Origin of the sequence: Stutzerimonas zhaodongensis, assembly GCF_003696365.1 — a bacterium.
Classification (GTDB): domain Bacteria; phylum Pseudomonadota; class Gammaproteobacteria; order Pseudomonadales; family Pseudomonadaceae; genus Stutzerimonas; species Stutzerimonas zhaodongensis.
This window is the reverse complement of sequence record NZ_RFFM01000001.1, coordinates 1760181-1781786: the sequence shown is the minus strand read 5'-3', so window position 1 is coordinate 1781786 and position 21606 is coordinate 1760181. Positions and strand designations below refer to the sequence as shown.

18 protein-coding genes are annotated in these 21606 nt (G+C 60.5%); 5 read left to right on the top strand and 13 right to left on the bottom strand.

Annotated elements, in window-relative coordinates; all coding sequences use genetic code 11:
* Window positions 1-132 precede the first annotated feature (132 nt).
* From EA797_RS08130 to puuE, 7 genes are all read right to left on the bottom strand, one after another.
* Window positions 133-1683: a cation:proton antiporter family protein gene (locus EA797_RS08130; RefSeq protein ID WP_122164595.1), complete on the bottom strand. Its 1551-nt coding sequence runs from the start codon at window positions 1681-1683 to the stop codon at window positions 133-135.
* Window positions 1684-1823: 140 nt separating this feature from the next.
* A complete protein-coding gene (locus EA797_RS08125; RefSeq protein WP_122164594.1) occupies window positions 1824-3170 on the bottom strand; it encodes a nucleobase:cation symporter-2 family protein in 1347 nt (448 codons plus the stop codon).
* 205 nt (window positions 3171-3375) lie between these two features.
* Entirely contained in the window at window positions 3376-4626 is a 1251-nt protein-coding gene (locus tag EA797_RS08120; RefSeq protein WP_122164593.1) for a urate hydroxylase PuuD, read from the bottom strand.
* Window positions 4627-4762: 136 nt separating this feature from the next.
* Window positions 4763-5287: an ureidoglycolate lyase gene (locus EA797_RS08115; protein ID WP_122164592.1), complete on the bottom strand. Its 525-nt coding sequence runs from the start codon at window positions 5285-5287 to the stop codon at window positions 4763-4765.
* A gap of 164 nt (window positions 5288-5451) precedes the next feature.
* Window positions 5452-6447 (bottom strand): allantoicase, encoded by a 996-nt coding sequence (alc, locus tag EA797_RS08110; protein ID WP_122164591.1) that lies wholly within the window; start codon window positions 6445-6447, stop codon window positions 5452-5454.
* A 39-nt stretch (window positions 6448-6486) separates the two neighbouring features.
* Window positions 6487-7002 (bottom strand): 2-oxo-4-hydroxy-4-carboxy-5-ureidoimidazoline decarboxylase, encoded by a 516-nt coding sequence (gene uraD, locus EA797_RS08105; protein WP_122164590.1) that lies wholly within the window; start codon window positions 7000-7002, stop codon window positions 6487-6489.
* Entirely contained in the window at window positions 6999-7931 is a 933-nt protein-coding gene (gene puuE, locus EA797_RS08100; RefSeq protein ID WP_122164589.1) for an allantoinase PuuE, read from the bottom strand. Before puuE ends, uraD begins: the two co-directional genes overlap by 4 nt.
* A 359-nt stretch (window positions 7932-8290) precedes the next feature.
* Here puuE and uraH point away from each other — a divergent pair, with 359 nt between their 5' ends.
* The gene (gene uraH / locus EA797_RS08095) at window positions 8291-8644 is read left to right on the top strand and encodes a hydroxyisourate hydrolase (protein ID WP_122164748.1); all 354 of its coding nucleotides are present in this window, start codon (window positions 8291-8293) and stop codon (window positions 8642-8644) included.
* 232 nt (window positions 8645-8876) lie between these two features.
* Here uraH and EA797_RS08090 read toward each other — a convergent pair whose 3' ends face one another.
* Entirely contained in the window at window positions 8877-9503 is a 627-nt protein-coding gene (locus EA797_RS08090) for a LysE family translocator (protein ID WP_122164588.1), read from the bottom strand.
* A 163-nt stretch (window positions 9504-9666) separates the two neighbouring features.
* Window positions 9667-11013: an NCS2 family permease gene (locus tag EA797_RS08085; protein ID WP_122164587.1), complete on the bottom strand. Its 1347-nt coding sequence runs from the start codon at window positions 11011-11013 to the stop codon at window positions 9667-9669.
* 365 nt (window positions 11014-11378) lie between these two features.
* On the opposite strand from EA797_RS08085, the gene EA797_RS08080 reads away from it, so the two are divergent.
* The 4 genes from EA797_RS08080 to EA797_RS08065 all read left to right on the top strand — a co-directional run bounded on the left by EA797_RS08080 (window position 11379) and on the right by EA797_RS08065 (window position 14861).
* Window positions 11379-12134, top strand: coding sequence for a GntR family transcriptional regulator (locus EA797_RS08080; protein ID WP_122164586.1), 756 nt, complete (start codon window positions 11379-11381; stop codon window positions 12132-12134).
* 312 nt (window positions 12135-12446) lie between these two features.
* On the top strand, window positions 12447-13118 hold the full coding sequence (locus EA797_RS08075) for a metal ABC transporter ATP-binding protein (RefSeq protein ID WP_167468788.1): 672 nt from the start codon (window positions 12447-12449) through the stop codon (window positions 13116-13118).
* Window positions 13119-13159: 41 nt separating this feature from the next.
* On the top strand, window positions 13160-13978 hold the full coding sequence (locus EA797_RS08070; RefSeq protein ID WP_167468787.1) for a metal ABC transporter permease: 819 nt from the start codon (window positions 13160-13162) through the stop codon (window positions 13976-13978).
* Between the two features lie 10 nt (window positions 13979-13988).
* Window positions 13989-14861: a metal ABC transporter substrate-binding protein gene (locus EA797_RS08065; protein ID WP_122164747.1), complete on the top strand. Its 873-nt coding sequence runs from the start codon at window positions 13989-13991 to the stop codon at window positions 14859-14861.
* Window positions 14862-15047: 186 nt separating this feature from the next.
* On the opposite strand, the gene guaD is transcribed toward EA797_RS08065, so the two are convergent.
* The 4 genes from guaD to xdhA all read right to left on the bottom strand — a co-directional run bounded on the left by guaD (window position 15048) and on the right by xdhA (window position 21423).
* A complete protein-coding gene (gene guaD / locus EA797_RS08060; RefSeq protein WP_122164583.1) occupies window positions 15048-16355 on the bottom strand; it encodes a guanine deaminase in 1308 nt (435 codons plus the stop codon).
* 281 nt (window positions 16356-16636) lie between these two features.
* Window positions 16637-17485, bottom strand: coding sequence for a xanthine dehydrogenase accessory protein XdhC (gene xdhC / locus EA797_RS08055; protein ID WP_122164582.1), 849 nt, complete (start codon window positions 17483-17485; stop codon window positions 16637-16639).
* A 115-nt stretch (window positions 17486-17600) separates the two neighbouring features.
* Window positions 17601-19991, bottom strand: coding sequence for a xanthine dehydrogenase molybdopterin binding subunit (gene xdhB, locus EA797_RS08050; RefSeq protein ID WP_122164581.1), 2391 nt, complete (start codon window positions 19989-19991; stop codon window positions 17601-17603).
* Window positions 19984-21423 (bottom strand): xanthine dehydrogenase small subunit, encoded by a 1440-nt coding sequence (gene xdhA, locus EA797_RS08045; protein WP_122164580.1) that lies wholly within the window; start codon window positions 21421-21423, stop codon window positions 19984-19986. The genes xdhB and xdhA overlap by 8 nt, the downstream gene beginning before the upstream one ends.
* Window positions 21424-21606: the final 183 nt, after the last annotated feature.

The window sequence follows — 21606 nt, the reverse complement described above, 5'->3', positions numbered from 1 at the left end:
AAAGCTGTTCAATCGGTCAGGTTGGCCCGACTATAACAACCTGTGAACAGCTGATGAAACAATAAATTTGCGGATTGTGCACAATTATGACGGACGACCCTCTTCCATTGTGGAGCCTGACGTGACGGCTATCTATCGGATGGACCGCAATTCCCGGGCAACGTGCTCGGCAAGCCCCGCCCCAGCTTCGCTCATGGTTAGATAGGTACGATCAGCGCCGGCTTCCTCGATCTGCTGGGCAATGTCCTCATACATGGCATGAGAGACGATCAGTCCTGCAAAACCCTTGCCGCGCAGCTTGCCGGTGGAAATTATCTTCGCTTCAGGATCATTCATGGCCAGGATCACCGCCTCGATATTCTTCATCTCGAGGCTTTCCCAGAACATCTGGTCCTCGGCGTCGGCGAACAGTACGTGGCGACCGTTCTGGCTGCTTTTTTCCACCGTCACCGGGTCGGAGTCGAGGCTGATCAGCCGCCAGCCCTGATGCTGGAGATGATCGTAGGCGGCGCGCCCCGTACGCCCCATACCCATGATCAGAATCTGCGCGTCGCCCAGCGACACAGGTTGCTCATCGGGGTGGCGAGTATTGCGTTCGAGGGGGATAAGCCGTCTGGCGAATCGGTCATAGAGCGGGTGAGAGATCCGGTTCAGCTGAGCCGATAGCACGAAGGAGAATGCGACCGTGATCGCCAGCGGGGTCAGCCATTGCGGCAGTATCACACTGGCGACGATCAGGCCGAACTCGCTGTAGTTGGTCAAGCTCGACGCGCTGAGAAACGCGCTGCGTGCGCGCAGACGGAAGAGCAGGAACAGAAAGAAGAACAGCGCGCCCTTAAGTGGCAGCAGCAGCGCTACAGCACCAGCAAAGAGCATGGCATCCATGTCCGGCAACCCGCCGATACCGATCTGCAGGAAGAAGCCGACCAGAAAGACTTCCTTGATCGCCCACAATGAGTTCGACAGTTCGGTGGCGCGTTTGTGTTTGGCCAGCATGGCGCCGAAGGCCAGGGCCCCCAGTTCTGAACTCAGGCCGACGTATTCGAAACCGATCCCGCCGGCGACCAGCGCCAGCATCAGGCCCAGCAGCACCATCAGTTCCTCGTGCCCGCTGTGATCGAGCAGGCGGAACAGCAAGGGGCGCAGCAGCGGCAGTCCGAACACCAGTAGTGCCCAGGCCGACGGCACCTTGCCACTCGCGATACTCATCACGACCAGTGCGATAAGGTCTTGAATAATCAGTACACCGATTGCTACTCGGCCATGGAAGGCGCGCAGCTCGCGCTTGCCTTCCAACACCTTGGCAGCCAGTACGGTGCTTGAAAAAGACAGGGCGATGGCCAGCAGCAGGCTTTCGCGAAAACTGGTGTCGAGGAAAACCAGAATCGCGGGCAGTGTCACCAGGCTGGAGATGGCGAAGTGCAACAGGCTGCCGCCAATGACTTCGCGACGTACCAGATTGCTCAGCTTGAGTTTGAGGCCGATGGTGAATAGCAACAGCAAGACGCCCAGGTGCGCCAAGTGTTCGAGGACCACACTGTCGGTTGGGCCAACCCCGAAGTGGCTGCCGAAGCCTGCTAGCGCGAAACCTGCTCCCAGGTAGCCGATCAGCGGCGGCAATCCGAGTGCACGCGCGGTAAGACCAAGGATGAACGCGAAAGCGATCCAGGTTGCTTCGATCATCGATCAGTCCTTCAGCAGTCGGAGCAGGGCAGCCAGGGAGGCGGGGCATTTTAACGGCGACCCACGGGCTGTCGAGTGTCAGGCTACAGCAGGAAAAAGCAAGCCCGCGCGAGGCGGGCTTTGATGATCGTCCAGGTTCGTCAGTGGTTCGCGCCAGTCAAGGCGTGGCGCTCGGGCCCGCCAAGTACGTTGAATAAAAGGTTGAGGCTAACCGCGCTGATGGTCGCCACTGCGATCCCGCTGTGGGTGATCGGCTCCATCCAGTGCGGCAGATGCGCGAAGAACTCCGGACGCACCACTGGCACCATTCCCAGACCAATGCTCACCGCAACCAGTAACTGATTACGACGGTCACCGATATCGGCCTCCTGCAAGATCTTGATGCCCGTGGCGGCGACCATGCCGAACATGGCAATGCCGGCGCCGCCCAATACAGCGGCGGGAATCGAGGCAACCATGAACGCAGCTTTCGGCAGCAGGCTCAGGCTGATCAGGAAAAGACCGGCGATCGCAGTAACGTAACGGCTGCGCACGCCGGTCATCTGGACCAGGCCAATGTTCTGCGCGAAGGACGAATGGGTGAATGTATTCATGAATCCGGCCAGAAAGGTTGCCCCTGCGTCACAGAGCAAGCCGCGGCGCAGTTGCTTGGGGTCTACCTCCTGCCCGGTGATCTTGCCCAGCGCGAGAAACATGCCCGCCGACTCGACGAAGATGATTACAACCACCAGACACATCGACAGGATCGGGGCGAGCAGGAACTGCGGCGCGCCGAAGTGATTCGGTGTGACTACCTGAAACGCCGGCGCAGCGCTGATGCCCGATAGATCGACCATGCCCAGACTGCCGGCCAGTACGTAACCCAGGGCCATCCCGACCAATACCGAGACGTTGACCCAGAAGCCACGCATGAACTGGTTGATCAGCAGAATGACGGCCAGCACCGCTGCGGCTACGCCAAGGTAGGGCAGGGCGCCGAACTGGCCGGTCCCGCTGCCGCCGCCTGCCCAGTTCACCGCGACGGGAAATAGCGAGAGCCCGATGGCGGTGATCACCGTACCGGTTACCAACGGCGGGAACAGCCGTACGATCTTGCACACGAAGGGGGCGATCAGCAGTCCGAAGAGGCCGGCAGCGATGGTGGCACCGAAGATTCCGGTCATGCCCACGCCTGGCATGCCGGCCATTACCACCATGCTGCTGACTGCAGCGAAACTGGCGCCCATCATCACCGGCATGCGGATGCCCATTGGCCCGATGCCCATTGACTGGACAAGGGTGGCGATGCCAGCCACCAGCAGGTCAGCATTGATCAGAAACGCAATCTCCTCGCGTGACAGCCCAGCGGCCTGGCCTACGATCAGCGGGACGGCGACCGCTCCGCCGTACATCAGCAGCACGTGCTGGAAACTCACCAGCAGCATCTGCAGCAAGGGCAGCCGCTTTTCCTTGACTGGAGCGGTCTGCCGCTCGGTCACATCGTTCATGCAAAACACCTCGGACGCTTTTGTTATTGGAGGGTCGCGGTGACCCCACTGAACGTGCAGGGTCGGATTTTTGTGATGCTCGGGGCTCGGCATTGCCTGCGGGCGCTGGGGCCGATTCCAGGCGTGCGTAGTCTTCGCTCTGGGCGATACGGTTCAGGTGGATAAGAAAGAAGCCGCGCCCGGAAGCGCGGCTGATGGGCAGCGATCAGTCGATCAGGGCGCCCTTGTCGATCCAGGCGCCGAGCAGGTCGCGCTCTTCCTGAGTCATGTTGGTCATGTTGCCCAGCGGCATGATCTGGCTTGCTACTGATTGCGCATGGATCTTCGCCGCTTGCTGGCGGATCTGTTCCGGCGTATCGAACATCACACCTGCGGGAGCCGCGCTGAACAGGGGGCTGCTTGGCTGCGCCGCGTGGCACACCGTACAACGCTCATCGATCACGCTGCGAACCTTGGCGAACTCGCTATTGCTGACCTCCGGCTCTGCCGAGGTGCCGCCCTGTTGTGCGCTCATGCTGGCCTGCTCCGGGGAGGTTGGTGCCAGGTTGGGAGCTGCCGGCTGCCGGTTGGGCGCAGTGACGAATGCCAGGCAGATCATGCCGACTGCCGCAGCGGGCAGTGCCCAGGCGAAGCGGTTGCTGTCATGCCGGGTGTTGAAGTAGTGGCGCACCAGCACCGCGAGTACCGAGATACCGGCCAGGATCAGCCAGTTGTATTTGCTGCCGTAGGTGCTCGGAAAGTGGTTGCTGATCATGATGAACAGCACGGGCAGGGTGAAATAGTTGTTGTGGCGTGAGCGCAGCAGGCCCTTGGCCGGCAATACCGGATCAGGCGTGCGGTTCTGCTCGATGGCAGCAACCAGCGCGCGCTGAGCCGGCATAATGATGCGGAACACATTGCCGACCATGATGGTGCCGATCAGCGCGCCGGTGTGAATGTAGGCAGCGCGGCCGCTGAAGACCTGTGAATAGGCCCATGCGGCGGCGATTACCAGGACGAACAACACCAGGCCTAGCAGGGCCGGCTTCCTGCCCAATGGCGAGTCGCAGAGCAGGTCATAGACGAACCAGCCAACGATGAGGGAGCCGAAGCCGATAGCGATCGCCGTAGCTGGCGCCATGTCGCTGCCCGGCGCGATCAGATACAGAGATGGATTGAGATAGTAGACCACCATCAGCAGGGCGACGCCCGACAGCCAGGTGGTGTAGGCCTCCCACTTGAACCAGTGCAGGTTATCCGGCATCCGTGGTGGCGCCAGCTTGTACTTTTCCAGGTGGTAGATACCGCCACCATGGATCGCCCAAAGGTCGCCTGAAAGGCCATCACGTGGGTTGGCGCGGTTGAGGTTGTTTTCCAGCCACACGAAGTAGAACGAGGCACCGATCCAGGCGATGCCGACGATCATGTGAATCCAGCGAATACTCAGGTTCAGCCATTCGGTCAAATGTGCTTCCACGATAATTACCTCTTGCACGGCTGGCGAACCAACCGATGTTTCTTCTTATTCGACTCGTCGCAAGTGTTCCGCTTGTTCTGAAGCACGCATGACCGGCGCGGCCTTTCGACGGCCGTTCCGGTGATGCCTTCGTAGATCAATCGATCGCTTGCTCGGAGTCCCGGTGGGGGTCGAGGAGAAGTTGCTCTGCCTCGGTGAAAAAATGCTCGTCGCAGTTGTTGCCAGAACCGCTGCGATCGACCACCAGGAATTCATCCCGCTTTTCGATCGTCAGCACCGGGTGGTGCCAGACGCCGCGGTGGTAATTGACGCCCTGCCTGCCGTTGCTGCGAAAGGCACGGACGTTACCCGGTACAGGTGCATCGCCAAGCGGCGCGACCACGACCAGAAAGGGGTTGCCGAGCAGCGGAATGAAAGCCTGGCTGCCCTGCGGGTGTCGTTCGAGCATGCGAATGACCAGCGGCATCTCCAGCGCGTCGGCGGCGAAGATACTGATGATGGCCTGATCGTCCGGCTGCGCGGTCTCGACCGTCGCCAGCTTGTGATAGCGGCGGGTGGAACCGTTGTTGATCATGAAGTACTCGCTGCCTTCGGTTTCGATCACATCACCGAATGGGGCGAAGGCTTCCTTGGTCAACGGTTCGATCGTGATAGTGCGCATACTGTGCTCGTTATCTGGATTGCTGGTTTTGAGGGTGGCCTGAACGGCGCCGAATTCAGTTCACCGTAGCGAGGACTGAGCATCCGCGCTGGTGGGCTGAATGCCACCCTGCTGCTGACCTCTTTACTCTCTCCGCTCGGGAAAGGGCCTGGGTGAAGCGCTTCCTACTTGGCTACGTTGCCAAACAACCGCAGCCGGCTTACGCCACCGTCCGGGAAGATGTTCAGGCGTACGTGGGTGATCGGGCCGAGCTTGGCGATCTGTTCGCTGAACTCATGCTCGGCGTGCATTTCAAGCTTCTGGCTTGGTAGCAGCTCGCGCCAGAACAGGCTTTGGGTTTCGATCTGGCTATCAGTGCCGCCTTTGACGTACGCCGCCTGGATGCTGCAGCTGTCAGGGTAATTGCCTTTGAAGTGCAGGGTGTCGACGACGATACGCTCGATCTCACCCGGGTGGCCCAGCGCGACGATGACCCAGTCATTGCCGGGCGTGCGACGGCGGGCGGTTTCCCAGCCGTCGCCCATGTTGATGCCGCGGCCAGGATTGAGAATGTTGCTCATGCGGCCAAAGTGCTCGTCGGAGCAGGCCAGGGCCCGGCCGCCGTTGAGCGCCGAGGCCAGGTCGAGCTGCTCGTTGTCACCGACACTGCTCCAGTCGCGAAACGGAATGCCATGTACGCGCAAACGAGCAACACCCCCGTCCGGATAAATGTTAAAGCGCAGGTGGCTGAATGGCTGATCTACTCGGATCTCGTGATAGTGGTGACTGTTGCCCTGGAGCTCCACTGCAGGAAGAATTTCCGTCCAGACGGTGCTGTCGTCCGGGTCGCCATCGGCGAGGTAGCAAGCTTCCAGCGAGGCGGACGGCGGGAAGTTACCGGTGAAGAAGCTGGTGTCGATGTCGACGCCCTTGATCGAGCCGGGCACACCGAGGCGAATGACTGCGTGGTCGTAGCCTTCGAAGCGCTTGCGGCGTGATTCCCAGCCATCCATCCACTTGCCGTTGTCATCGAAAACCCCTTCCTTCCAAACGGCCGGCGTTGGCTGGAACAGCCGATTGACGTCGGCAAACCAGTCGTCAGTGACGGAAAGGGCCTTGGTGCCCAGGCGGGCGTCGGCCAGGTTGACGTATTTTTCGAAAGGGGCGGCATAGCTCTTCATACGGTGTTCTTCTCTTCGAATCTTATAGTGGTCGCTTGCTTACATTGTCTGCAGACGGAACAGAGCGATCTTGTTGATTTCAGCCAGCGCGCGAGCGAACTCCTGCTCCTGCGAGTTGTGCAGGCGCTCCTCGAAGGCGGCAAGGATCTGGTGCCGATTGCTGCCCTTGACCGCCATGATGAAGATGAAACCGAACTTGGCCTTGTAGGCCTCGTTCAGCTCGGTGAAGCGGGCGAATTCTTCGGGCGTGCATTCGTGAATGCCGGCGCCGGCCTGTTCGGCCGTGCTTGATGCGGTCAGCTCGCCACGCACCGCAGCCTTGCCAGCGAGGTCCGGGTGAGCGTTGATCAAGGCGAGTTGGGTATCCTGGGGCGCCGACAGCATCGCCTGAGACATGCGGGTATGCATCACCTCGACATAATCCAGCGTCTCGTCCACGCCTGCCTGGTAGACGGTGTCAGCGACCCACGGCGAATGCTCGTACACATCGGCAAAGGCGGCGACGAAAGCGTCGCGGTCGAGAGTGGACGGCTTGATGGTCTGAAACATGGTCATAGGCTGCTTTCCTGGGGCAGGGGGTGAGTCGAGTGCCAATGGCGGGCAATGTCGACGCGGCGGGCGAACCACACCTGCTCGTGGCCCTTGGCGTACTCGATGAAGCGCTGCAGCGCCGCCATGCGTGCGGGGCGGCCCAACAGTCGGCAGTGCATCCCAATGGACAGCATTTTTGGCGCACCTTCAGATCCTTCGGCGTATAGCACGTCGAATGCGTCCTTGAGGTACTCAAAGAAGTCATCGCCCTTGTTGAAGCCCTGGACCTGGGTGAAGCGCATGTCATTGGTGTCCAGGGTGTAAGGGATCACCAGATGGGGCTTGTCTGAGGTCGATTCCGGGTCCCAGTAGGGCAGGTCGTCATCGTAGGTGTCCGAGTCGTATAGAAAGCCGCCTTCTTCACGAACCAGCCGACGGGTGTTAGGCCCGGTGCGGCCGGTGTACCAGCCCAGTGGTCGCTCGCCGGTTATATCGGTAAGGATGCGAATGGCTTCGAGCATGTGCTCGCGCTCCTGTTCCTCATCCATGTATTGGTAGTCGATCCAGCGGTAGCCGTGGCTGCAGATCTCGTGCCCGTCGGCGACCATCGCCTTGATCACGTCCGGATGACGCTGCGCCGCCATGGCCACGGCGAAGATGGTCAGCGGGATGTCGTTTTTGCGGAACAGCTTGAGCAGACGCCAGACGCCGGCGCGGCTACCGTATTCGTAGAGCGACTCCATGCTCATGTTGCGCACGCCCTGCAAGGGTTGCGCGGCGACCATCTCTGACAGGAAGGCTTCGGACTCCTTGTCGCCATGCAGCACGCAGCGCTCACCGCCTTCCTCGTAATTGAGCACGAAAGAAAGCGCGATTCGGGCATTGCCCGGCCATTGCGGATGGGGCGGGTTCTCGGCGTAGCCGATGAGGTCACGAGGGTAGTCGGCGCTCACTGTTGTTATTCCTTGTCTGATCCACAGGTTGCCGCTGCGAGGTACTGGGCAGCCGTCATGGGTTTAATTGTATACAAAACGATTTGCGCTTTGTAAATCAAAAAACACGACAAATATCTGAATGCTGGCCCAGGGAAGGAAATTCCTGTTTGTCTGCGCCAACTTGGTTCGCTTGGTCAGGCGTTTTCTATTGCGGTTGCCACCAGCAGGAAGCAGGCCAATATCTGCGATAAAAACTGTGTACAATTTTCGTTAAAACTGTCTTTTATTATCTGGCCGAGCTGCTATGCTCGTCGCAACTACACCAACAGACACTAGAGGAGGCGAGCATCAAGGGATAAGCCGCGATGCTGGAATCTATGGGACGTTTGACTACTCATGTACTGGATGCCGCCCACGGCTGCCCAGGCAGCCACATCCGCGTTGAGCTCTATCGGGTCGAAGGCGAAAGCCTCGAGCTGATTACCACACGCCAGACCAATGCCGACGGCCGCTGCGATTCGCCACTGTTGGATGGCGACGACTACCGGTCCGGGGTTTATCAGCTTCAGTTCTCAGCCGGCGATTACTACCGCGGGCGAGGTGTTGTGCTGCCTGAGCCGGCATTCCTAGACGTGGTGGTGCTGCGTTTCGGCATCAGCGCTGAGCAGGACCATTACCATGTGCCGCTTCTGATTTCGCCTTACAGCTACTCGACTTATAGAGGTAGCTGATTGCACCGGCCGCAGTCCTTGGTGAGGCGGCCGTACCGCTCCCATGCGTGAAACTTTGACTCCCCTGAGTCCCCCGGCCCGCCTTTGATGGCGGGTTTTTTTGCCGGGAGTCAGGTTTATAAGGGGGCAGGGGGCCGGTTTTGCTCGCAAGCGTTTCGCCTTGGGGGCTCTTGGGCACGGCCTATTTGCACCGACTCATAGTGAATTGCTCGCTCCGGCAGCCGCTGTGACCTCAGCGACTCACCAACGAAACCGCCCCCGCGCCCCCAAACAGCGCAGCACTGACGCGATTGAACCAAACCTGCCCCTTGCCCGTGCGCAAATAACGCGCCGCGCCATGCGCACCCAATCCATAGGCCAGCTTGCAGCACAAATCCAGCACCGCCCAGGTCAGGATCATCACAAGCAGCTGCGGCATGAGCGGCCGATCCGCGCTGAGAAACTGCGGCAAAAAAGCGGCGAAAAAGAGAATGTCCTTGGGATTGCTCGCGCCCAAGCCGAAGGCGCGCCAGAACAGCTGACGAAAACGCGGGCGCACCTCTGCGGTAGTTACATCGGGGCCAGTGTATGGACGTCGGGACTCTTGCCAGCTTTGCCTGCCGAGATAGAACAGGTAGAGCGCGCCAATGATCTTCAGCAGACTGAATACTTGCTCCGACGCCAGCAACAACGCGCCCAGCCCCAGCGCCGAGGCGCTGAGCAGGCAGATCGATGCACTGACCCCGCCGACGAACGCAGGCCAAGAGCGCCGTAGCCCGAAATTGAGGCTGTTGCTGATCATCAACAACGACAGCGGACCGGGGATCAGGATGACCACCAGCGCTGCGCTTGCAAATAACAACCAGGTTTCGACACTCATGCCGTTGCTCCTTGCCTTGTGCGTTTCAGATATTTCGGCGGCCCCGGAGCGCAGCCCGGCGAGGGCGCAGTGACAATCAAAGGCCTTTTCTGGCGCAGCCATGATCGCGCGCTCTAACGACAAAAGCCCACCGCGAAGGGTGGGGCTTTGCCGGTCGCTTCGCTTATAGAAAGGCGAACTTGGCGATAAAAATCACGCACAACACATACAGACTGATTGATACCTTCTCTCGCTGCCCAGTCAGCAGCTTGAGCGTTGCATAGGTCAGAAAGCCCAGCGCAATGCCATTGGCGATGGAGAAGGTCAGCGGCATCATCACCACGGTGACGATCGCCGGTATGGTGTCGGTGTGGTCCTTCCAATCGATATGCGCCATCCCACTCATCATCAGCATGGCGACATAGATCAGCGCGCCCGCCGTTGCATAGGCAGGGATCATGCCGGCAAGCGGGGCGAAGAACATCGCAACCAGGAACAAGACACCTACGGTGACTGCGGTCAGACCGGTACGGCCACCCGCCGCAACCCCTGCAGCGCTCTCCACGTAACTCGTCACTGGCGGGCAGCCGACGAATGCACCTGCAACGCTGGAGGTGCTGTCTGCTTTGAGTGCGCGCGACAGGTTCTGGATTTTGCCGTCGTCATCAACCAGGTGTGCCCGATGCGCAACGCCCATCAGCGTGCCAGCCGTGTCGAACATGTTCACAAAGAGGAATGCCAGGATCACGCTGACCATGGCGACGTTCAGGGCGCCTGCGATGTCCATCGCCAACCAGGTCGGGGCCAAGCTGGGTGGCATCGAAACCAGGCCGTTGTACTCGACCAGACCTGTCGCCCAGCCGATACCCGTTACCACCAGCATGCTCAGCAGAATGGCGCCAAAGACATTGCGATGGCTGAGCACCGCGATCATCAGAAAGCACACCGCAGCCAGCAGCGCGGTGGGCTCGCTGAACGATCCCATGGTCAGCAGAGTGGCCGGGCTGTCGACCACGATGCCCGCGGTCTTCAGGCCAATGAGCCCAAGAAATAATCCGACTCCCGCACCCATGGCGAAGCGCAGGCTCATGGGAATGCTGTTGAGCAGCCACTCGCGAAGGCGAGACAGACTCATGATCATGAACAAGATGCCGGAGATGAACACCGCACCCAGCGCGATCTGCCAGCTGTAGCCCATCTCGCCAACGACGGTGTACGTGAAGAACGCATTCAGGCCCATGCCCGGCGCGAGACCCACCGGCCAGTTGGCATATAGACCCATCAACAGGCAGCCGAGCGCTGCGCCGATGCAGGTGGCGACGAAGGCGGCACCGTGGTCGATACCGGCATCGGCCATGATGTTCGGGTTGACGAAGATAATGTAGGCCATGGTGACGAAGGTCGTCAGGCCTGCGAGCAGTTCGGTCTTTACGGTGGTTCGGTGGGCGCTGAGCTTGAAGACTCGGTCGAGCAAGCCGGCTTTCTTCAGCTGCAGCCCGAGAGCTGCCTGTTCCTGTTTGGTGCTTTGCACTAGGTGTTCCTCATCGTTCTTGTTGTCTATCACCTAGAGCGATGCTCTCGAGGGCAGGTGATGGTGAGGGCTCCTCCTGTTCGATTTTTTGACCGAAAGGTCAGGAAGGCTTGTCGCGATTATGCTTTTGTATACAAAAAATGCAACTTCATTTGCAGATCCGCTTTCTACAGGTCATCCCTATTGGGTTTTACCCATTTCTTGCTCCCCAGACCGGCTCATTCGGTAGTGAAAAGAGAAGATGCAGAATCTTGATTGTGCACAATAAAAGCGTATTTATTTCGCCGTTTTGGCGCTCGCTACTGCCAGCGGCGTATTGAAAGGCAGTAAAGTTCGCCCTGCCGACAATTCCGACGCGAGTCACCATGAACGAACAGTTGCAGCCTCTGAAAAAGCCGACCAAAACCGGCAAGGTCCGTACAGGGACCCAGGACGACATCGTTTACGCACACATCTTCGACGCAATTCTCGAACAGCGTTTGGCGCCGGGTACCAAACTCAGCGAAGAGGCCCTTGGCGAGATTTTCGGGGTGAGTCGCACCATCATCCGGCGTGCGTTATCCCGTCTCGGGCATGAGGGTGTGGTGCTGCTGCGTCCCAACCGAGGTGCGGTTGTAGCCAGCCCCAGCGTCGACGAGGCTCGGCAGATCTTTTTTGCACGGCGTATGGTCGAGCGCGCCATCACCGAACTGGCTGTACAGCACGCTGAAGCGGAACAGCTGGCTGAGCTTCGGCAGATGGTCAAAGACGAGCAGGACTGCTTCGCGCGCGGCGATCGAGGCGCCGGTATCCGTCTGTCTGGCGAGTTCCACCTGAAACTGGCCGAGGCGGCGAAGAACGCGCCGCTTGTAAGCTTCCAGCGCAGTCTGGTGTCCCAGACCTCGCTGATCATCGCTCAGTACGAGACGGGGAATCGCTCCCATTGCTCCTACGACGAGCACAACCAGCTGATCGATGCCATCGCTGCCCGCGACAGCGAAAAGGCAGTGAGTCTGATGATGCATCACATGGATCACATCGACAGCAAGCTCAACCTCGATGAAGACAGTGCGTCGGATGATTTGCACGCCGTCTTCTCGCATCTCGCCTTGGCCAGGAAAAAACCCCGCACGGCTCGCTAGGTGGCGTTCCAGCGCCGCTGGCGCGTTCAGTGTCAGCGTCGAAAGGGCCAGGTCGGGACATTGCTGATGATCGACCTCGGCCGGTAGATAGCCTTCGAGCCTATCGCTTGAAGGCCGGGCCTGTGTACCTCGATCGTACCTTTTCCAGTTTGCCCTGAATCCTTCGACTCGGTTGCGGCGCCTTGGTCGATATGTCTAATGTTATGTTATAACTATTGCATAAGCTGTATGGCTCCTGTGCCCCCTGACGTGCCTTTGCGGGTGACGCCTCGGGAGTGGCTCGGCCAACTACGACTCACTACCGAGGTGACAATGATCGAATGCCATGGTTTGCAATGGGGTGCTGGCGGGCGCGCCCTTACACCACGGCTGGACCTGCGGCTGACGGTTGGCAGCCTGACCGCTGTGATCGGCAGCAATGGCTCGGGCAAGAGCAGCCTGCTCAAGGTGTTGGCCGGGTTGGATCGTCCGCTGGCTGGGCGGGTCGATGTGGGCGTACCGCGCATGGGCGGGGTGGCTTATCTACCGCAACAGCAACATGTGGATCGGCAGTTCCCCATTCGCCTGGCGGAATTGGTCGCTGCGGGGTTCTGGCGCAGCCGGCTCGGGCGTAGCGAGCGGCAGGCGCGGATGCGACAGACCCTGAAGGACTGGGGGCTGCTCGAACTGCAAACCCAGGGGCTGCATGCACTGTCCGGCGGCGAGCTGCAGCGCGCATTACTGGCAAGGCTGAGCCTGACCGATGCCAAGGTGCTGTTGCTCGACGAGCCCGAGGCGGCGCTGGACGATGTTGGCCTGGATCTGCTTTGGCAACACATCGAGCGTTGGCAGCGCGAAGGAAGGACGCTGGTACTGGTCAGCCATAACCTCGCCGGGTTGAGCCAACACAACTGTGACGGGTTGTTGATCGCTCGCAGCGGCTGCATCAGGGCGCCGATCCGGCAGTTCGCAGCCGAGCGCCAAGGGCTCGGGCAGGTCGCGTGACACCGGATATTCTCTGGGCGCCTTTCATCGAATTTGCATTCATGCGCCGGGCGCTGTTCGGCAGTGTTGCGCTGGCTTGCAGCGCCGGGCCGTTGGGCGTCTTTCTGATTCTGCGTCGAATGAGCCTGATGGGGGATGCCATCGCCCACGGCATCCTGCCTGGTGCAGCGCTGGCATTCTGGCTGTTCGGCCTGAGCCTGCCAGCGCTGACTGCTGGCGGTCTGGTGGCTGGACTCGGCATGGCTGGCGCGGCGGCGTGGGTCACCCGACGCACCGGGCTACGCGAGGACGCCAGCCTGGCCGCGCTGTATCCCATATCTCTGGCCAGCGGCGTACTGCTACTCGGGCTGGCCGGGCGAAAGCTGGATCTGTTGCACCTGTTGTTCGGCTCGGCGCTGGCTGTCGATACGACCACGCTGTACGGCATGCTCGGTACTGCAGGGTTCAGCTTGTTAGTGCTTCTGGTGATCTTTCGCGCCTTGGCGCTCGACAGTCTAGATCCGCTTTTTCTGCGAAGTATCAGCCGTTTCGGTCCGTTGGCGCACGCCGCGTTTCTGACGCTGGTGGTACTCAATCTGGTGATCGGCTTTCAGGCCATCGGCGCGCTGATGGTGGTGGGGCTGATGATGCTGCCCGCTGCCGCAGCTCGCTTCTGGAGTCGTCGATTGCCGGTCCTGCTACCGCTCGCTGCGCTGATCGGCGCGGTGTGTGTATGGCTGGGGTTGCTGCTTTCCTTCTACGCAAGTTTGCCCAGCGGGCCGTGCATCGTGCTTTTGGCTGGCGCTTTCTATCTTTTCTCGTTGGTAGCCGGCCCGGTTCACGGCCTGTTGCGCTCGACGTCTTTTCCAATGACCGTTTGAGGTGTTGATCATGCGTTACCTGCTTTTCGCGCTCGCTTTATGGCTCCCGCTCTCACTGCATGCGGCTGACAAGCTCAACGTGGTGACGAGCTTCAGCATCCTGGCGGACCTGACCCGCGAGGTCGGTGGTGATCGTATCGAGCTCACCAATCTGGTCGGTGCTGACGCCGACGCTCACCTCTACGAGCCCAGCCCGGACGATGCCAAGGCGCTGCTGCGTGCCGACCTGATCATCGCCAACGGATTGGGTTTCGAGCCTTGGCTGGAGCGCGTACTTGCCAGCAGCGAGCCCAAGGGCAAGCGCATCAATGCCAGTGCGGGTGTGGTTCCGTTGATGCTGGATGAGGACGGTGAGCGAGTACCCGATCCGCACGCCTGGCAGAGCCTGACCAATGCCGAGATCTACGTGCGCAACATTGCCAAGGCACTCAGCGAACTGGACCCGGCCAATGTCGATGCTTACAACCAGCGCCGCGACGCTTACCTGACCCGTCTGCATGCGCTGCTGAAAAAAGCGGACGCCCAGATTGCTGGTTTGCCCGCAAGCCAGCGCAAGGTTGTCACCAGCCATGATGCATTTGGTTATCTGGGGCAGGCCTGGCAGCTGAGCTTCATCGCACCGCAAGGGCTATCCACCCATGACGAACCTTCTGCGGCTGAAGTCGCGGCCTTGATTCGGCAGATACGCAGCGAAGGGGTACGGGCGGTTTTCGTCGAGAACATTCGCGACCCGCGACTGATCCAGCAAATAGCCGACGAGGCCGGCGCCAAGGTCGGCGGCACGTTGTATTCGGATGCGCTGGCCAGCGAAGGGCCGGCCAGTACCTATCTCGGCATGTTCGAGCACAACCTGGAAACGCTGATGGCCGCGCTCAAGCCGTAAAGTCGAGCGCGAGTCATTGATCGCTGCTCACCAAGCTCCGTGCGATCCGGCGGTGGATGTAAAAGCGACATCCACCCTACGAACGACGGTTGTGGTTCCGGCCCGTAGGGTGGATCGCGCTTCACCGATCCATGCGCTTATCAAGCATGGAAACGACAGTTGATGCTCACGTTCGTGATCGGCTGGTCAGCAAGCCTTGCGGTGAACTGAAACGCCGGCGGCGTAGGTCTCCTTCACCGCGCGGTCGTCGCCGAGGATCATCAGGGCGAAGAGCTTTTCCTGCAGGGTCGTCGCCTGGCTCAGGCGATAGCTGATCAGCGGCGTCGCCTTGTAGTCGAGCACCACGAAGTCGGCGTCCTTGCCGGGCTGCAGGTTGCCGATCTTGTCGTCCAGATAGAGCGCCCGTGCACCGCCCAGGGTGGCCAGATACAGCGCTTTGAACGCATCGAGCTTCTGGCCCTGCAGCTGCAACACCTTGTACGCCTCGTTGAGGCTGGCAAGCTGCGAGAAGCTGGTGCCGCCGCCCACGTCCGTACCCAGACCGACGCGCACGCCATAGCCTTCCACCTTGGCCAGGTCGAACAGACCGCTTCCGAGGAACAGGTTGGAGGTGGGGCAGAAGGCAACGGCCGAACCGGTCTCGCCGAGGCGCTTGCACTCGTCATCGCAAAGGTGCACGCCGTGGGCGAACACCGAGCGCGCGCCGATCAGGCCGTGGTGATCGTAGACATCCAGATAGCCTTTGCGCTCAGGGAACAGCGCCTTGACCCACTCGACCTCCTGCTTGTTTTCGGAGATATGGGTGTGCATGTACAGGCCGGGGAATTCGGCGAAGAGCTTGCCGGCCAGGGTGAGTTGCTCCGGCGTGCTGGTCGGGGCGAAGCGTGGGGTCACGGCGTAATGCAGACGGCCCTTGCCGTGCCAGCGCTCGATCAGTTCCTTGCTGTCGGCATAGCCGGATTCGGCGGTGTCGGTGAGAAAGTCCGGCGCGTTGCGATCCATCAGCACCTTGCCGGCGATCATCCGCAGGTTGAGCTTTTCCGCCGCTTCGAAGAAGGCGTCTACCGATTGCTTGTGCACCGTGCCGAATACCAGTGCGGTGGTGGTGCCATTGCGTAGCAGCTCGCCGAGGAACAGGTCGGCCTGCTCGCGAGCATGTGCCATGTCGCTGAAGCGGCCCTCGTTGGGGAAGGTGTAGGTTTCCAGCCAGTCCAGCAGCTGCGCGCCGTAGGAGCCGATCACGCCGACCTGTGGGTAGTGGATATGAGTGTCGATGAATCCAGGGGTAATCAGCGCGTCCGGGTATTCGACAATCTCTGTGCCGGCTGCCAGGGTCGGCAGCAGCTCGGAGGCGTGGCCGATCCGCGCGACCTTGCCATCCTCGACGACCAGAAGGCCGTCCTCGAAATATTCATGGGATTGCTCGATGCCCACGTCCCGCGGGTCGGCGAGGCAGTGGAGCAGGGCGGCACGGTAGGCTTTGGCTTGGGACATGGTGGTTCTCAAAATCCTGGTGTAAATGTATCGGCCCGGGAACAACAAGTGATTCCAGCGGCTCGGTGATATTCGTCGGAGCCAACCTGCTGGCGCTCCTTGTCTCGTGGAGCCTGTTCATAGGCAATCGCGCGTCTACGCTACGAGCTGTGCTATTGGCCCGGATTCATTCCAGAGGCTTCCGGTTCTCGGTAGGAGCCAGCTTGCTGGCGACCCTGTCTCGTAAAGCTCATTCGTAGGAAAACGCGTGCTTTCGCTGCAAGCTGTGATGTCTTGCGACATCAGCCAATACGCGAACGCCTTGATGCCGGAACCAGCATGGGCACCGGTTTTTCGCCATCACTGGCTTGCTCGCCGAAGTTGGCGTTGTATGTGGCAATCACTTCCCCGGCAATGGACACTGCAATCTCGATAGGCAGTTTGCCCTTCACTTCGGCAATGCCCATCGGGCAGCGCATGCGCTGTACCGTTTCCGGCAGGAAGCCGCGGTCGCGTAGACGGTGCTCGAACTTGGCGCGTTTGCTCTTCGAGCCAATCAGTCCGTAATAGGTGAAATCGTTGCGCGAAAGGATCGCGGCGGTCAGCTCCAGATCAAGCTGATGGTTGTGGGTCATGACGATGAAGTAACTGCCGGCAGGCATGCTTTCTACTTCGTCGACCACGTCGTCGCTGACTACCTTCTCCACCCCGGCGGGGAGCTGTGCCGGGAATTCGTTATCGCGAGAATCGATCCAACGAACCCTGCACGGCAGGCTAGCTAGCAATGGCACCAGGGCGCGGCCAACGTGACCGGCACCGAAAACCGCAATATGCGCCTGCGGTTGACCCATGGGTTCGAACAGCAACACAGTGGCGCCACCGCAACACTGGCCGAGACTCGCGCCAAGGGAAAAACGCTCCAGGCGGGTATCGCGGCTGCGCTTTTCCAGCATTTCACGGGCGATCTGCTGGGCCTTGTATTCCAGGTGGCCGCCGCCGATGGTGTCGTACAGGCGCTCACGACTGACAACCATCTTCGAGCCGGCATTGCGCGGCGTTGAGCCGCGCTCTTCGATGATAGTCACCAGTACGCAAGGTTCGCCTTGGTGTTGCAGGTCGGCGAGTGCTTCGATCCAGGCCGTGTTGCTCATGTCTGTGTCCCTAGTAGTTCGGGCGGCCGCTCCGTGGAAAAAGCCGCGAAGCGTCTTCCACCCGAACGATCAAGTTGTGTTGATGGTGGACAATCACAGGGTTGTCCACCCTTGGTCAGGCCGGGGTGGTCTCCGTTGCCGCAGACCTGCTCGCGGTCTGCTTCAACCTATGCATCTGCTCCACACCCCACAGCACCCGCTCCGGCGTCGCTGGCGCGTCGATCTTCGGCTGAACCTTGTAATCCGCCAGGCTCGCCACGGCGTCTTTGATCGCGCACCAGACGGATATCCCGAGCATGAACGGCGGCTCGCCGACGGCCTTGGAATGGAACACGGTGTCCTCGGGGTTCTTGCGGTTCTCGACCAACTTCACCCGCATATCCAGTGGCATGTCCGCCACTGCCGGGATCTTGTAGCTGGCCGGGCCACTGGTCATCAGCTTGCCCTTGTCGTTCCAGACCAGCTCTTCCATCGTCAGCCAGCCCATGCCCTGAACGAAGCCACCCTCGACTTGGCCGATGTCGATGGCTGGGTTCAGCGAGGCACCGACGTCATGCAGGATGTCGCTGCGCAGCATCTTGTACTCACCGGTCAAGGTGTCGACGATTACTTCCGAGCACGCCGCGCCGTAGGCGTAGTAGTAGAACGGCCTGCCGCGCGCCAGGCTGCGGTCGTAGTAGATCTTCGGTGTGCGGTAGAAACCGGTAGACGACAGTGAAACCTGGCCGAAATAGGCCTGCTGGATCAGCTCGTCGAACGACACGTACTCGTCGCGGATGCGCACCTGGCCGTTCCTGAACTCAACATCCTCCTCAGTGACCTTGAAGTGCCGGGCGGCGAATTCGATCAGGCGCTGCTTGATGGTCTGCGCTGCGTTCTGCGCCGCTTTCCCGTTGAGGTCGGTACCGCTGGACGCCGCTGTAGGCGAGGTGTTCGGCACCTTGTCGGTGTTGGTCGCGGTGATCTGAATGCGATCGATATCGACCTGGAATACCTCGGCCACCACTTGGGCCACCTTGGTGTTCAAGCCCTGACCCATCTCGGTGCCGCCATGGTTCAGGTGGATGCTTCCATCGGTGTAGACGTGCACCAGCGCGCCACCCTGGTTGAGAAAGCTGGCGGTAAAGCTGATGCCGAACTTCACGGGCGTCAGTGCCAGGCCCTTTTTCAGGATCGGGCTCTTGGCGTTGAACGCGCGGATCTCTTCGCGGCGTTTCGCATAGTCGCTGCTGGCTTCGAGCTCGGCCGTCATCTCCTCAAGCATGTTGTGCTCGACGGTCTGGTAGTAGGGCGTGACGTTGCGCTCGGTCTTGCCGTAGTAGTTGCGCTTGCGCACGTCCAGCGGATCCTTGCCCAGCTCGCGTGCCACTGCGTCCATGATTTCTTCGATGGCGACCATGCCCTGCGGCCCGCCAAAGCCGCGGTAGGCGGTGTTGGACGCCAGGTTAGTCTTGCAGCGATGGCCGTTGATGGTGGCGTCGCCCAGATAGTAGGCGTTGTCGGAGTGGAACATGGCGCGGTCCACGATAGACCCGGAAAGGTCCGGCGAGTAGCCGCAGTTGCCGGCAAGGTCGATCTCGATGCCGCGTAGCAGGCCGTCGTCATCGAAACCGACGTCGTACTCGACATAGAACGGGTGACGCTTGCCGGTCATAGTCATGTCTTCCATGCGTGGCAGACGCATTTTGGTCGGGCGGCCGGTCAGGTGAGCGATCACGGCGCACATGCACGCAGGGCCCGCGGCCTGGGTTTCCTTGCCGCCAAACCCGCCGCCCATGCGGCGCATGTCGATGACGATCTTGTTCATCGAGACGCCAAGCACTTCGGCGACCAGCTTCTGCACTTCGGTGGGGTTCTGCGTCGAGGTATAGACGATCATGCCGCCGTCCTCGGTCGGCATTACCGACGACACCTGAGTCTCCAGATAGAAGTGTTCCTGGCCGCCGATATGCAGGCTGCCCTGCAGGCGGCGCGGCGCAGTGGCCAGAGCGCCGGCCGAATCGCCGCGCTTGTGGGTATGACTGTCGAGCACGAAATGCCTCTTGCGCAGCGCGTCGACCACATCGATTACAGGCTCCAGGTCCTCGTATTCGATGATCGCAGCCATGGCGGCCTTGCGCGCGGTTTCCAGGCTGTCTGCGGCGACGGCGATCACCGGCTGGCCGACGTATTCGACCTTGCCGTCGGCCAGTAGCGGATCACCGGGCATGACAGCACCGATGTCCAACTGGCCAGGTACGTCCTTCGACGTAATGGCGATGGCGACGCCTGGCACGTTGTAGCAGGGGCTGGTATCGATACTGACGATGCGGGCGTGGGCACGATCGCTCATGCGGGCATACACGTGCAGCTGGTTGGGAAATTCCAGGCGGTCATCGACATAGACCGCCTCGCCGGTGACGTGCTTGGGCGCACTGTCGTGCTTGACGCTGCGACCGACGCCAGTGACCAGATCCTGGGTGAACAGGGCGGCGAGCTCTTCCTGAGTTTTGGTTGGCTTATGCATAGGAAGTGACCCTCGTCTCGTACGCCGGCGCTTGTTGCTCGTGGAAGCATTTGCGCAGCAGGTTCTGTGCGACCAGCAGGCGGTACTCGCGGCTGGCACGGAAGTCTGTGAGCGGTGTGAAATCTTTTTCCAGCACCTCGCAGGCCTTTTCGATGGTGTCGGCGCTGAACGGCGCGCCGATCAAAGCGCGCTCGCAGGCAACCGCCCGTTTCGGGATGGCTGCCATGCCGCCGAAAGCGATTCGGGCGTCGTCGATCAGCCCATCCTCCAGCTTCAGATCAAACGCGGCGCAAACAGCGGAGATGTCGTCGTCCAGACGCTTGGAGACCTTGTAGGCGCGGAACACCCGATTGGGCTGAGCCCGCGGCACGATGATCTTCTCGATGAATTCGCCCTGTTCGCGTGCAGTGACCTTGTAATCAATGAAGTAATCCTGCAGCAGCAGGGTGCGGCTGTTGGCGCCCTTGCGCAGCACAACCTGCGCACCCAGCGCGATCAGAAGGGGTGGAGAGTCGCCGATTGGTGAGGCGTTACCAATGTTGCCGCCCAGGGTGCCCTGATTGCGGATCTGCAGCGAGGCGAAGCGATGCAGCAGTTCGCCGAAGTCCGGATATTCGGTGGCCAGTGCTTCGTAGCAATCGGTAAGCGCAGTGGCGGCGCCGATCTCGATGCTGGTATCGGTGATCTCCACTTTTTTCATTTCGGCGATATGCCCGACGTAGATCATCGCCGGCAGTTCGCGGTGAAATTGGGTGACTTCCAACGCGAGGTCGGTGCCGCCGGCGAGCAAGCGTGCGTCCGGGTTGGCACTGTAGATCTCCGCCAGATCTCCCACCGTCAGCGGCGACAGGCAGCGCTTGTCCCCGCTGTTCAATTCAGCAGTTTCACGCGGCTCGATGGCTTTCAGTTGCGCGATGGTCTCGGCTTCACAGGCATCGAACTGGTCTGGCTGCTTACCGCAGCAGGCCTGTTCGGCGGCTTCGAGAATTGGACGGTAACCGGTGCAACGGCAGAGATTGCCGGCCAGGGCTTCATGGGTGTCAGCCTTGTCGTAACCGTCCGCCGATTTTTGAAGGGCAAACAGGCTCATGACGAAGCCCGGCGTACAGAAGCCGCACTGCGAACCGTGGCAGTCGACCATAGCCTGCTGAACGCTATGCAGTCGGCCCTGGTGCTTGAGGTCCTCCACGGTGATCAGTTGTTTACCGTGCAATGCGGAAACGAATGTCAGACAGGAATTGAGCGTGCGATAGCGCAGCTTTTCTCCGTCCAGCTCGCCAACCACGACGGTACAGGCGCCACAGTCACCAGAAGCGCAGCCTTCTTTGGTGCCGGGCTTGCCGCGATATTCGCGCAGGTATTCCAGCACGGTGGTATTCGGATCGAGTGTCTGCTCACGGCGCAGTTCTCGATTGAGTAGGAACTGGATCAAAGAGGGCCTCCGGGGCGTTTTTGTTCTGGGCTCTGGCGGTGGAAATTAGCCGTATCTGACTTTCTGGTCAACTAATTCTTGACTCAAAAGTCAACGCGGCAGGCGGACGCACGCCCTCAGCAAATGCCAGCAAATGCCAGGCCACTGTTCTGATCGCTAAAGTATGGTTCAGGATGGCAATTG